Origin of the sequence: Anaeromyxobacter sp. K, from assembly GCF_000020805.1 — a bacterium.
In the GTDB taxonomy this organism is placed as follows: Bacteria; Myxococcota; Myxococcia; order Myxococcales; family Anaeromyxobacteraceae; genus Anaeromyxobacter; species Anaeromyxobacter dehalogenans.
In genome coordinates, this window is sequence record NC_011145.1 from 3,528,196 (window position 1) to 3,540,993 (window position 12,798).

Sequence of the window (12,798 nt, forward strand, 5' to 3'; positions counted from 1 at the left end):
CCTCGTGAAGGTCTCCTCCATCACCATCGTCACCCCTTGTCGCAACGCGGAGCACCTGATCCGCGTCACGGCCGAGTCCATCCTCGCCCAGACCGCGGTCAGGTCGGGGCGGCTGGCGCTGCAGTACATCGTCTGCGACGGCGCCTCGGGCGATCGGACCCTCGACGTGGTGCGGGAGGTGTGTGGCGACCGCGCCGAGATCATCTCCGCTCCGGACCGGAGCATGTACGACGGCCTCACGAAGGGGCTGCGCCGCGCGACCGGCGACGTCGTCGCGTACCTGAACGCAGGTGACTTCTACCACCCTGGCGCCTTCGACGTGGTCGCGGACGTGATCGAGAGCGGCCGGGCCCGCTGGCTCACCGGGATGTACTACGTGTGCAACGAGCATGGGCAGCTCGTGCGCAGCCTGCTCCCGCACCGCTTCCGCCGCAGGGCGATCCGCCAGGGCGTCTACGGACGCTTCCTGCCTGTGTTCGTGCAGCAGGAGACCACGTTCTGGACCCGGGACCTCCTGCGGCACGTGGACCTCGATCGCCTCGCGTCGCTCCGGCTCGCCGGCGACTTCTATCTCTGGAAGTGCTTCGCGGCGCACGACGAGCTCGCGGTGGTGGACACGTTTCTCGGCGCGTTCGTGCGTCACCCCGGTCAGCTGTCCGAGGACAAGCGGCCCTACCGCGCCGAGATGGACGCGATCCGGGAGCACTTCAGGCCATGGGACCTCGGGCTGGCGCTGTGGGACGCAGCCGTGTGGCTGTGCGTGCCGTCGCGCGCGAAGCGGGTGCTCAACCGGCGTACGCTCTTCCAGTGGGACGACCGGGCTCACGCCTGGCGCTGATCCCCGGCGCGCAGCACTGCGTCCCACTCGGCCATGACCCGCTCGGCGTGCAGCCGCGCATCGAAGCGGCGCCCGAGCGCCGCGCGCGCTGCGGATCCGACGCCGCGCGCGCGGTCGGGGTCGGCGAGCAGCGCCGCGAGCGCCTGCGCGAGCGCCACGGGATCGCCCGGCGGAACGAGCAGGCCCGTCTCTCCGTCCCTGACCTGCTCCGCGATCATCGGGAGCCGGGAGGCCACCACGGGACGTGCCATCGCCGCCGCCTCCACCACCGGCCGGGCGAAGTGATCCACCAGGGCGGGGAAGGCGACGACGTCGCACGCCGCGAGGTGGAGCTCCATCCGCTGGGTGAAAGGTCTCCGCAGCAGCGCCGGTTCCAGGCCGAGCCGGTCCACGGCACGCTCGATCCGTTGCGTGAGCGTGCGCGCGCCGACCAGCGGGAGCAGCGTCGCCGCCCCCCGGTACAGCGCCGTGCGCGGGGCGACCAGCTCCCCTCCGGGCATCAGGCAGACGGCACGCGGCTCCAGGCGGCGAAGGCGGGCGATCGCCTCGATCAGCGGAAGGACGCCCTTGATGCGCGCGTTCCCGCCGCCGTAGAGCACGACGCGGGCGTCCGGCACGATGCCGAGCGCCCGGCGCGCCACCGCACGGTCCAGGGCCGGGTCGAAGCGGTCGAGGTCGAGCGGCTCGCCCACGATGGCCCCGGGGGCGTCGCCCACCCAGGAACGGCGCGCGACCTCCGAGATGAAGAGCGCCCGCGCGGGCCAGCCCCGCAGCGCCGCCCGCAGGCGGGCGGTGCGCCAGCCGGAGCTGTTCCCCGCGGGCATCTCGCGCACGTGCCAGACGAACGGGGCGCCGGCGCGGTGCAGCGCGCGTGCGGAGGGCGCCAGCACCGCGGAGCTGAGGTGAACGAGCGCCGGCCGCTGCGCCCGCACCAGTTCGAGCGTGCTCCGCTCCGACCGCGCCCATCCAGCGACCCCGTGCAACGCGAGCGGCCAGCTCGCCGGATCCGCGAGCCGTGCCCAGCGCGCAGTGGTGTGCTCGAAGGTCCCGATGCCCGGGGCGTCCACGGTCTGCAGCCCGGCGGACCGGTAGAACTCGCGCAGCGCCGCGCTCGGCCTCGCGAGCGCCACGCACAGCCGAAACCGGGCCGGGTCCACCGCGACCGCGAGCGCGCGCAGGCTCACCGCCGCGCCGCCCAGGGGGCCGGAGTGGTCGATGAGCAGGACGAACCGGAGAGGAGTCACGGGGCTAGGGTGGAGCACGCTCGGTGCGCGGACGGGAGGATCATAGCAGGCCATCGCGCCCTCGCGTGGCTCGCGCGAGCGCCCGGTCTATACTCCGTCCGTCCGCCGTCTCCGGAGAGCTTTCGCCGATGACCGAGACCGCCGAGCGCACGTTCCAGGAGGTGTTCACGCGCTGCCACGCCCACGGGCGCCGGTGGGACGAGGGCCTGTGGCGGTACTTCGAGGTCCTCGCCGTGAAGCGCCTGCTCGCGGAGGACGCCAGGCTCGCGCGAGGCCCCATCCTCGACGTCGGCTGTGGCGACGGCGAGCTCTTCGGGTGGGTCTTCGGGCGCCGCCGGGATGCGGTCGGGGTGGACTCGTGCGACACGTGGGACGACGACGTGGCCTCGGCACGGGAGCGCGGCATTTACGGCGAGGTCAGCAAGGAGGACGCGCGCGCCCTCTCCTTTCCGGACGGACGCTTCGCGCTGGTGTTCTCGAACTCCGTGGTGGAGCACGTCGACGGGGTCGAGCAGCTGATCGCAGAGGCCCACCGGGTGCTCCGGCCGGGAGGCGCGCTGATCTTCACCACCCCGGACCCCCGCCTCTACGAGGCACCCGCATACGAATGGAGCCGCGTGCTCGCTCCGCTCGGGCTGGGTGCGCTCGGGCGCGTCATGGCGAGGCGCGAATGCCGGGAGTACCGGCACGTGTCCATGCACGGCAGCGAGGAATGGGGCGTGATGCTCGAGTCGGCGGGGCTCGAGCGCGTGCACGTGCGCACCTACATGCCGCTCTCCGCCGCCCGCGCCATGACGCGGTTCTCCGGTCCGAGCCGAATGCCCTGCCTCCGCAAGCTCGCGTCGCTCACCTCGGCCGAGGCACGACAGCTCTCGTCCACCAGAGGCTCGGGGCGGGACGAGTGGGTCGCGCGCGCGAGACGTGTGCTCGACCCACTGCTCCGAGAGGAGGTCCCCGAGGGCGGCGCCGGGCTCGGGCTCCTGCTCGTCGCGCGGAAGGCAGGGGCTGCCCAGTGAGCGACGACGGGCTCGGCCTCGGCCTGCTGGACCCTGCTGCGCCGCGGCCGCGGGTGCTGTGGGTCTCCTTCCACCGCACCGCGCGCTACGAGGAGGTGACGGCACTGCTCCGCTGTGGCGCCGAGGTCATCCCGACCAGCGGCACGTCGGCAGAGTTCCCCAACGCCCTCGAGCCGAGCGAGGACCGCGACCCGCTCGCGCCGCCGTGGCGTGCGTCCTGCTCGGTTCCGGCGGACGTCCTCGAGCTCATCCGCCCGTTCGCGCAGTACCAGCGGCCGGAGCAGCTGCCGCAGGCGGTGATCGAAGCGCTCAACCGGTGGATCGACGTGATCTGGGTCGGGACGTACAGCCGCAGCGTGGTCGAGCTCCTCCGCCGGTTCCGTGGCGGGGTCGTGCTCCGGGCCTACGGCGGTTACCCGTACAGCGCGTCGCTCGGCAGGTGGCCGGCGCGCACGCGGGCGCTCGACTTGCTCGCCACGACCGAGCGCTACGCGTTCTGCCCTGCGCTCCCGTACCAGGCAACCGTCGAGGACGTGCGGCTGACGCGCAACGAGACGTTCCTGCCGGCCTGCGTGACCCCGGCGCGCTTGCCGCACCGATGGGCAGGCCGCGACTCGGAGGCGATGGCCTGCGAGGTGATCTCCCTGATCGGCCGGTACCGTCGGCAGGAGTACGCCCGGTTCACGGCGAGCTTCGGCGACCTCCCGGTGCGGATACTGGGGCAAAACCCTCCAGGCGGTGAGGACGGGCGGGACCCGCGAATCGTCGGCACGCTCGACGACGAGCCGTTCTATGGAGCGATCGCCCGCTCCAGGCTCATGATCTACGCCGGGCTCGGATCACGTCACCACCTCCACTACCACCCGCTGGAAGCGGTCACCATGGGCGTGCCCGTGGTCCTGTTCCGGTCTTCCGCCCTCGCGCAGATGGCGCTCCACCTCGGCGCATCGGACCAGGCGCTCCGGCTCGCGGGGATGTGCGACTCGACGGAGGAGGCACGCGCGCTCGCGCAGCGCATGCTGGCGCACGTCGAGGAGGCGCTCGCGATCTCCCATCGCCAGGACATCTTCCGCCGCATCTTCGGTCCAGCCCGATGGGACCGGGTGCTCGGCGCGCTGCTGTTGCGCCTGGCGGCGCCGGGCGCGGTGCGCCGCTCGCTGCCGGAGGAGCGCCACGAGGAACGCCCGTTCGGCAGCCCGATCGACGGCTCCGCGGCGCGCTCCGTCGCGAGATCCGTCGCGCGGGGCGTGGGTCGCCGCCTGCGCCGCATGCGGTCGCCGCGCTAGGCGCCGGCGGTCCGGCGCTCCGCCTCGTCTGCAAGCACAGGCCTGGCCAGCAGGACGATCAGCCACGAGAACACGAGCAGCGTGACCGCGCCGCTCGCGAACAGGACTCCGAGCACCTGGAAGCGCGGCGCGAGCACGTACGTGAGCGTGACCGTGACCGCGCCGTTGAAGAACACGAGCAGCACGAGCACCCACAGCCGGTCGAGGATCGCCAGCAGGTCGCTGTAGACCGTGACCCACGTCGCCGCGACCATGAGCACGGCGAGCGTTGCCCAGACGGCCGGCCCGAACGAGATGTCGGATCGGCGCAACCAGAGACGCAGCAGCGGGTTCCCGAGCACCACCAGCGCGGCGCCACCTGCCAGGGCGAGTCCGACGCGGGCTCGCAGGAACTGGCGGAACCCGGCGCGCAGCCAGGCGACGTCCCCGCGCTCCCGCGCCTCCCGGAAGGAGGGCACGAAGGAGGCCGTGCTCGCCTGGATGAGCCCCATGGAGAGCACGTAGAGGCGCATGACGATCGAGTACTCGGCGACGGTCGCCAGGCCGCAACGGTGGGCGAGGATGATGGACTGGGTCTCGTTCACGAGCAGCGCGCCGATCTGGAACAGGAAGATCGGCGCCGACCGCGACATGAGCGCGCCGACCGCTTCGCGCGACACCGCCGACGCCCGGAACCGCAGCCATGGCATGCCCCGGGCCATCGCCCAACCGAGACCGAGCGCCGACGAGATGAGCGCCCCAACGCCGAACACGACCACCAGCGCCGGCATGCCCGCTCCTGCCCGCAGCGCCACCAGCAGGACGCCCAATCCCGCCACGGTGCCCACGAGCGCGAACGCGTTCGCCACGTAGGCGCGCTGATATCCGGCGAAGATCTGGGGGACCACCGACAGCGGCATTCCCACCAGGAACGTCGCCAGCGCCGCGATCACGGACCAGGTGACGGTGCGCTCGTCCATCGCGCCGCGTACGGCGAGCACCGCGCTCCAGGGCACGTGGACCGCGCCCACCGCGAGCACCACCGCGAGCACGGCGGCGATGCCGAGCAGCAGCGCCAGCGCGGTCGACACGTACCTCGCCGCCTCGGCCCGGTCCTCGCGACCGTGGGCCCGCGCGATGCAGTTCACGAGGCCATTCGCGATCCCGAAGTCGAACAGGGCGACCCAGGCCACGACGGTGGTGATCGTGCTCCAGAGCCCATAGCGCTCCTTCCCGAGATAGGCGAGCACGAGCGGCACGCTCACCAGGCCCACCAGCGTTCCGACGGCGCGCACGGCCAGGCCGGAGAGCGTCGTGAGCGCGATGCGCCGGTATCGCTCCTGGGAGCGCCCGTGGGGCGTGTCCTGCTCGAACGGGCGAAGGCGGACCATCGACCAGCCCTCGCGCCAACGCGCGCGCACACGCGCGAGCACGCCGGCGCGGGCGTCCTCGACGGCGGCGGGTCGAGCGCCGGTCTCCGGAGCGCGGGCTGGCGGTTGCCGAGGCATCGGGAGTGCGGCCGTCAGGAGCGCGCGGGCAGCGGCTTGAATGCAACGAGCTGGCCGCGTTCCTCACCGTGGAACTCGTACCCGAGCGAACGGTACAGCGCCACGGCGGCGGCGTTGCCCGGATAGACCTTGAGCCGGATGCGCGGGGCCCCGCGGCGGCGCGCCTCGCAGTGCAGGTACTCCATCACGAGCCGCCCCAGGCCCATCCCGCGGGCCTCCGGATGGATGGCGATGCCGAGGGTCGGGACGGCGTAGCCCTCGTCCCACCCCCGCAGCATCCCGTACCCGAGCACCTTTCCGGCGACGACGGCGGCGCAGTACACGTCGAGCCCGGCATACCGAGCACGCTCGGCCGCGGCTGCGGGCGTGAACGGGTGCGGGTGGAAGGACCGGTCGTCCCCCGCCGCGACCAGCGCGGAGAACAGCTCGGCGAGCGCGACCTCGATCTCGGGGCCGACGCGCCGGAGCTCGAGCTGATCGCGTAGCACGTCCGCGCTCAACGGCGCGCCTCCAGGATGGCAGCTGCGACCCGATCCACCTCGGCGTCGGTCAGCTGCGTATGGGTGGGGAGGTTGAGGCCGGACGCGCCGAGCCGTTCGGTGACGGGGAGCGCCTCGGCGCGCCGGCGCGACTCCTCCCAGAACGGCGGGAGCCGGTGCAGCGGCCGGAAGAACGGGCGCGTCTCGATGCCGCGCTCGGCCAGGCACGCCGCCAGCTCGTCCCGCGAGCGCCCGAACTCGGCCGCGTCCACGGTGATGCTGAAGAGCCACGGCGAGAGCTCGGCCCAGCCCGCCTGCGGCTGGAACCCGATGCCCGGCACCCCCTCCAGCGCGGCGCGATAGCGCGCGTAGATCGCCCGCCGCCGGGCCAGGAGCTGCGGCGCGCGCTCCAGCTGGGCGCACAGCAGCGCGCAGCAGATGTTCGTGAGCCGGTAGTTGTAGCCGGTGATCGGGAAGAAGTAGCGCCGGTCCGGATCGACGCCTTGCCCGCGGAGCAGCCGCGCCCGGCGCTCCAGCGCCGGGTCGTCCAGCGTCACGGCGCCGCCCTCCCCGCTGGTGAGCACCTTGTTTCCGTAGAAGGAGAAGACGCCGATGCGAGCCAGAGAGCCGGTGGGCCGGCCCTTGTACCGCGCGAAGTGGGCCTCGGCGGCGTCCTCGACCACCCAGAGGCCGTGCGTCGCGGCGATGTGGCCGATGGCGTCCATGTCTGCCGGGTGGCCGTACAGGTGCACCGGGATGATGCCCTTGGTGCGCCGGGTGATGCTGGCCTCCAGCCGCTCCGGATCCATGCACCAGGTCGCGGGGTCCACGTCCACGAACACCGGCTCGGCGCCGCAGTAGCGGACCGCGTTCGCCGTGGCGATGTACGTCAGCGACGGTACCAGCACCTCGTCTCCGGGTCGCAGGTCCATCGTGAGCAACGCCAAGTGGAGCGCGAGCGTGCCGTTCGCGACTCCGATGGCCGCCCGCGTTCCGCACTGCTCCGCGAACGCCCGCTCGAAGCGCCCCACGAATGGCCCGGTGGACGAGATCCAGCTGGAGCGGAGCGCCTCGACGACGTAGCGCTCCTCGTTCCCGGTCAGGTCGGGCGCGGCAACGGGGATGGACGTCATCTCTGGGACCCCTGGATCGGCTGGAAAGCCCGCAGTCTACACCACGTGCACCGCGCGAAACGGCTACATCAGCGGCGCCTCGGCGAGCAGCGCCTGGTCGTGCTCGGAGAGCTGCCGGCCCGCGATCCGGCGGTAATGCGCCCGGAACAGCCGCGCGGTGCGATCCCAGCTGAAGTGCGCGAGCCGCGCACGCCCACGCGCGACCAGGGAGGCTCGGAGAGCCTCGTCCTCCCAGACACGTCGGATGGCGGAGGCCATCGCCTGAGTGTCCCTCGGGTCGAACAGCACCGCGGCGTCGCCTGCCTGCCTGGGCAGCGAGGTCACGGTCGAGCAGGCGGCCGGGACGCCGCTGTCGAATGCCTCCCACAGCGGGAAGCTGCCAGCCTCGAAGAGCGAGGGGATGACCACGCAGCGCGCGAGCGCGTACAGCGCCCGGAGCTCCTCGGGCGACACGAAGCCGACGAAGCGGACCCGCTGGAGCCCGAGCCGCCGTGCGTGCGCCGCGATCTCCGCATGGAACACGTTGAGGTGCCCGGACGCGACGAGCGGGATCTCGGCGCCACCTGCGTCGCGGAGCAGCGCCAGCGCGTCGAGCAGCCGCACGTGGTTCTTGTGAGGCCAGGTCTGCGCCGGATAGAGCGCGAACTGCCCCGGCAGGTCCAGCTTCGCGCGCACCCGGTCGATCGCTTCCGCGGCGGGCCTCGGATAGTGGCCGATCACCGGGGCGAGCGGGATGACGGCGACCTTGTCGCCGGGGACGCCGAGGTGGCGCTCGACGTCGCCCTTCACCCAGCTCGAGCCGACCGCGACGAGCGACGCCCGCGCCGCAAGCGTGCGAAACAGCACGTCGCGTCTGCGCCGCTGTCGCCGCGTGAAGAACTGCGGCAGGTGCACGTGCTGGAGGTCGTGCGGATGGTAGATGCTGGGGATCCGGGTGACGAAGCCCTCCTGATGCGTGAGGTGCACCACGTCCGCACCGCACGCCTCGGCGCGGCCGTCGCTGAGCGACACGCTCGGCCCGACGACCACGTCGTGCGCGGCCCCATAGACGCGCGCCGCCCACGGGATCGCAGCCGCGAGCCGCGCCCGGGGGCCCATGGCGGACGGCTGGGGCGCGGCGATCGCGCGGCAGTTCCGGCCCAGGTAAGGACGCAGCCATTCCCCTCCGTCGGGGCCGAGGAGGAACAGGTACTCCTCGTCTCCGTCCGTGAGCCCCGAGAGCCCGGCCGCCAGCCCGATGACCACCTGCTCCAGGCCTCCGGACGTCCCGTGCGTCAGGCGGGCGTCCACACAGATCCGCAGTGGCCGCGTGCCCCCTCCGCTCACGGGTCGGTCCCCGGGGTCGTGAAATCGCGGAGCGCGCCACGGCCGAGGCGGCGCAGCTCGACGTAGCAGGCGACCGCCGTACGCAGCGAGGCCAGGCGACCCCGCGGCGCCGCCTCCCACCTCCGGAACAGGTATGCGTACCGACGGTGCACATACAGCCCGTACCGACGCACGCCCGGCGGCGCACCCTCGTCCCGCGACCAGCGCAGGCCGAGCGCGGCGAGCTCCCGGGCGCTCGCCGCCATGGTGCGCCCGCTGCTGAGGGAGCCTGCATGGACCCGGAACGAGCCGATCACCGTGTCCACGCGCGCCACCTCGGGCGGCGACGGGCGTGCGGCCGCCCGCATCCAAAGGTCGAGGTCTGCGCAGTACCGGTACTCGCTCCGGTACGGGCCCAGGCCACGGAGCGTCGCCGCCCGGAAGAACGTCGCGATGGGCACCACCCACGCCCCGCGTCGCTTGCCGGCGCGCAGGCGCGCGAGCGCCTCCGCACGCCCACGGATCAGCCGCGAGCCCTCCGGACCTGCCATCCGATGATCGCCCACGACGATCTCCGCAGTCGGGTTCTGCCTGAAGGCGTCCACGACCGCCGCGATCGCACCGGGCTCGTACGCATCGTCGCCGTTGAGCCAGCCGATGACGTCTCCGCCGGCGAGCCGGATGCCGCGGTTCATCGCCTCGTACAGCCCTCCGTCGCGCTGGACGCTCACCTCGGCACCGGAGGCGCGCGCGAGCGCGACGGTCCCGTCGCTGGAATGCCCGTCGAGCACCAGGTGCTGGATCCTCGAGGCCGGGTAGGACTGCATGCGGATGGACTGAAGGCACTCCGGGAGGAAGCGCTCCGCGTTCAGCGTCGGGGTGAGGATGGTCACACGCATGCGGCGTCGGCCCGGAACGTGCGCCAGCATATGCTGGAGCGCGGCGCCCCGGAAGGCGCGCGAGGCGCCGCGAGGTGACGCTCGGCCTCTCGCGAGCGCCGCGCAGGTCCACAGGGGCGCGTCACAGGTCGAGCTGGCACGCGCCCCGGTCCGCCTCCCGCCGGAGGACCTCGCGAACGCCTTCAGCCGTGCCGGCGCCCTGGGCCGACGCAGCCCTGGCAGCGCCGAGGATCCGGCTGGCGTACCTCGCGGTCTCGTCCTCGAGCTGCTCGTACGCACCGCAGAGGATTCGCTTCGCCCACACCTCGCGGCCGCCCATGTCGGCAAACGAGACGAGCACCCGCCCACGTCCCAGGAACGTGCGGATCGCGCCGAGCCGTATGCGTGCCGCGGCCCCTGAACCATCGCGCAGCTCGAGCGAAGTCTCCGCCACGATCGCCGGCTGGCGCCGGTCCTCGAACTGCGCCTCGTCGAGCAGGAACAGGAGCGGCGCGTACCCGGGATCGCGCACGCGGACGGTGGCGAGCAGGTCCGCGAAGCCCGGACTCGTCTGCTCGCCCGCGAGGTACTGGGCGTGCGCGAGATCGAACAGGCGCGCCGTCTCGAGGTCGCGCGACCATCGATCGACGGAGACCTGCCGGAGGGCGGCGGAGGGCGAACCGGCCAGGTGCGGCACGAGGCTCTCTCGCGCGGCGGTGAGCGCGAGGACGTTGCCGCCGGCCGTCAGCACGCCCTGGGACAGGGGCGCGGAGAACTCGAGCGTGAGGTTGTCGTCGGTGTTGATCCGGCCGCCACGGGCGAACTCGCGCGCTCCCGCGTCGCCCAGGACGAAGTAGGCGAGGAGATCCCGCACCGACCCCATGTGGACGGCCGCGAGGTCGTCGCGGATCCTGGGGTTCGAGAGGCGCCGCTCCAGCTCCGTCTCGTCCAGCGCGATCGGCTCGTTCGATCCGATCAGCACGGCGTCGTAGTAGGTGAGCCAGACCTGCACGTGCGGGAACCCCTCGGCGAACGTCCGCAGCACGGTCCGCACGTCGTCGGTGGACAGCTCGTAGAGCGGGAGCCACTGGCTGACCATCCCGCCCGGCGCGAGGTGCTCGGCGACGGTGCGGAAGTACTCGACCGTGTAGAGGTAGGCCGCGCCGCCGGACCAGGGGTGGATGGGGTCTGACGTGATGACGTCGAACCGCTGGCGCGTGCTCCCGAGGTGGTTCCGGCCATCGTTGAACACGATGTGCAGGCGGGGGTCGTCGAGGACGTGCGCGTTCCACTCGGAGAACGTGCGCGCCACCCCCAGCACGCCCTTCTCGATCTCCGCCAGGACGATCCGCTCCACCTCCGGATGGATCGAGGTCGCGCCCAGGGTCATCCCGCTGCCGGTCCCGAGCACGAAGACGCTGCGCGGGTTCCGGTGCAGCAGCATGGGCAGGTGCCCGAGCGCGCGCTGGAGCTGCACGTCGATGGGCGCGTTGGAGGCCTCCGGCCGCCCGTTCACGATGAAGGTCTGCTGGACGTCCCCCCGTGCGCGGGTCACGCTCACGGTCTCATCGACCCCCTCGTGGTAGTAGAGGACCTCCGCGTCGTCCAGGCGCGCCCTCGCGCGATCCGGTGCGTCCACGGCCCGGCGCATGTTCGAGAACGTCGCGAAGAACTTCTGATCCCACACGCGCCCCCACGACGGCTCCGCGGCGCGGGCCACGATGAGCGCCGCGCCGAGGCCAACGACGGCAGCGACCGCCCGCCGGGAGCGCGAGGCGCTCACCGCGATCGCGAGGCCGCACGTGACGTTCACGAGGATCAGCATCTGCAGGGAGCGCTCGATCCCGAAGAGGTAGACGAGCGCGAACCCGGTGGTCGCCGAGCCGAGGATGGCGCCGACGGTGTTGGCGGTCAGGAGCCGGCCCACGGCCGCCCCCGTGCCGGCGCGGCCGGCCGACCACACCGCCCCGGCGACGGGAAAGGCCAGCCCCATGAGGAACGCCGGCACCAGGAGGTACGCGAACGCGATTCCGAAGGAGGAGCCGACGCGCTCGGCGAACCCGGTCAGCGCCAATCCCGCCAGCAGCGATCTCGCGTTCGCGGCGGTGAGCGGCAGGTCGCGCATGAGGACCGTGACGGCGAGCGCCGACACGCCGATCAGGACCTGGATGCTCCCGAACACCAGCACGCCCGCGTGCCGCCCACCGCCGAACAGCCGGCGAACGGGCCAGAATGCGTAGCTGCCGAGCGCGATGCCGACGAGGAACGCCACCAGCATCACGGTGAAGCTGTAGACCGAGGTTCCGACCACCAGCGTGAGCATGCGCGTCCAGAGCACCTCGTAGCCGAGCGCGCAGAAGCCGGACAGCCCGATGCCGAGGAGCGTGAGCCGGGCCGCGAAGCCGTCGGGGCTCGCGCCCCCGTCTCCCGCCTCGGCGCCCTCGCCCGCGGTCGCGGCGCGCGGCGCTGCCTCCGCCAGCGCCTCCCCGCGCTGCAGGAGGACCGACGCGGCACCCGCCGCGATGCTCACGGCCGCGGCCACCAGCAGCGTGGCGGTGACCCCGAGGCGTGGCAGGAGGACGAACCCGGCCAGCAGCGCGCCCACCACTGCCCCGAGGGTGTTGAAGCCGTACAGGAGCGACACCTGCCTCGCGAGCCCGCCCTCGCGGGCGGCGAAGAACCGGCTCAAGGTGGGGAGCGTGCCCCCCATCAACGTCGTGGGGACGATGATCGCGAGCGCGGCGAACGTGGTGCGGACCACGGTCAGGTAGAGCGGGCTCTCCTCGGCGATGCGCGCCAGCGGCACGTACAGCGCGGGATAGATGCGCGTCAGGCCGAGGAAGCCGAGCGCGGAGACGCCGATCCCGAGCTCGAGGAGCCCGTAGAGCCTGAGCGGCCGCTGGGTGCGATCGGCCCGGGCGCCGATCAGCGCCGCGCCCAGTGCCTGCCCGCCCATGTACACGGCCAGCACCGTGGTGACCGCGAGGTGAGACGCGCCGAACACGACGCCCAGGGAGCGAGCCCAGGCGATCTCGTACACGAGCCCGGCCGATCCGGACACGAAGAAGAGGAAGAACACGAGGAAGCGCATGTGCCGTCCATCGGTGGCGTCGCGTCGGCTCCGGTCCCGCC

The 12,798-nt window shown here is 72.8% G+C and carries 10 protein-coding genes; 3 read left to right on the plus strand and 7 right to left on the minus strand.

All coding sequences use genetic code 11. The features are described 5' to 3' along the window. The first annotated feature begins 4 nt into the window (after positions 1–4). The gene (locus ANAEK_RS15850) at positions 5–838 is read left to right on the plus strand and encodes a glycosyltransferase (protein ID WP_041454088.1); all 834 of its coding nucleotides are present in this window, start codon (positions 5–7) and stop codon (positions 836–838) included. On the opposite strand, the gene ANAEK_RS15855 is transcribed toward ANAEK_RS15850, so the two are convergent. Next, entirely contained in the window at positions 823–2,082 is a 1,260-nt protein-coding gene (locus ANAEK_RS15855) for a glycosyltransferase family 4 protein (RefSeq protein ID WP_041454089.1), read from the minus strand. The two genes, ANAEK_RS15850 and ANAEK_RS15855, sit on opposite strands and share 16 nt — an antisense overlap. Positions 2,083–2,210: 128 nt before the next feature. On the opposite strand from ANAEK_RS15855, the gene ANAEK_RS22655 reads away from it, so the two are divergent. Beyond that, positions 2,211–3,098, plus strand: a complete 888-nt coding sequence (locus ANAEK_RS22655) for a bifunctional 2-polyprenyl-6-hydroxyphenol methylase/3-demethylubiquinol 3-O-methyltransferase UbiG (RefSeq protein WP_012527148.1) — start codon at positions 2,211–2,213, stop codon at positions 3,096–3,098. Further along, positions 3,095–4,384, plus strand: coding sequence for a hypothetical protein (locus ANAEK_RS15865; RefSeq protein ID WP_012527149.1), 1,290 nt, complete (start codon positions 3,095–3,097; stop codon positions 4,382–4,384). Before ANAEK_RS22655 ends, ANAEK_RS15865 begins: the two co-directional genes overlap by 4 nt. Here the strand turns inward: ANAEK_RS15865 and ANAEK_RS15870 are convergent. The 6 genes from ANAEK_RS15870 to ANAEK_RS15895 form a co-directional block, all read right to left on the minus strand. Further along, complete coding sequence (locus tag ANAEK_RS15870) at positions 4,381–5,754, minus strand: lipopolysaccharide biosynthesis protein (protein WP_012527150.1); 1,374 nt, start codon at positions 5,752–5,754, stop codon at positions 4,381–4,383. The two genes, ANAEK_RS15865 and ANAEK_RS15870, sit on opposite strands and share 4 nt — an antisense overlap. 131 nt (positions 5,755–5,885) lie before the next feature. Next, on the minus strand, positions 5,886–6,359 hold the full coding sequence (locus tag ANAEK_RS22660) for an N-acetyltransferase (RefSeq protein ID WP_232288238.1): 474 nt from the start codon (positions 6,357–6,359) through the stop codon (positions 5,886–5,888). An 8-nt stretch (positions 6,360–6,367) separates the two neighbouring features. Continuing rightward, positions 6,368–7,483 carry a DegT/DnrJ/EryC1/StrS aminotransferase family protein gene (locus ANAEK_RS15880; RefSeq protein ID WP_012527152.1) on the minus strand — a complete coding sequence of 372 codons (1,116 nt, stop codon included), beginning with the start codon at positions 7,481–7,483 and terminating at the stop codon, positions 6,368–6,370. 63 nt (positions 7,484–7,546) lie between these two features. After that, the gene (locus tag ANAEK_RS15885; RefSeq protein WP_012527153.1) at positions 7,547–8,773 is read right to left on the minus strand and encodes a glycosyltransferase family 1 protein; all 1,227 of its coding nucleotides are present in this window, start codon (positions 8,771–8,773) and stop codon (positions 7,547–7,549) included. A gap of 32 nt (positions 8,774–8,805) precedes the next feature. Next, positions 8,806–9,681: a glycosyltransferase family 2 protein gene (locus tag ANAEK_RS22665; RefSeq protein ID WP_198137441.1), complete on the minus strand. Its 876-nt coding sequence runs from the start codon at positions 9,679–9,681 to the stop codon at positions 8,806–8,808. A 127-nt stretch (positions 9,682–9,808) separates the two neighbouring features. Next, positions 9,809–12,757: a fused MFS/spermidine synthase gene (locus ANAEK_RS15895; RefSeq protein WP_012527155.1), complete on the minus strand. Its 2,949-nt coding sequence runs from the start codon at positions 12,755–12,757 to the stop codon at positions 9,809–9,811. Between the last annotated feature and the right edge of the window lie 41 nt (positions 12,758–12,798).

Coding starts and splice junctions, on each gene's coding strand:
- ANAEK_RS22655 (WP_012527148.1), top strand. CDS start 2,211: ATGACCGAGACCGCCGAGCGCACGTTCCAGGAGGTGTTCACGCGCTGC.
- ANAEK_RS15870 (WP_012527150.1), bottom strand. CDS start 5,754: ATGGTCCGCCTTCGCCCGTTCGAGCAGGACACGCCCCACGGGCGCTCC.
- ANAEK_RS15895 (WP_012527155.1), bottom strand. CDS start 12,757: ATGCGCTTCCTCGTGTTCTTCCTCTTCTTCGTGTCCGGATCGGCCGGG.
- ANAEK_RS15880 (WP_012527152.1), bottom strand. CDS start 7,483: ATGACGTCCATCCCCGTTGCCGCGCCCGACCTGACCGGGAACGAGGAG.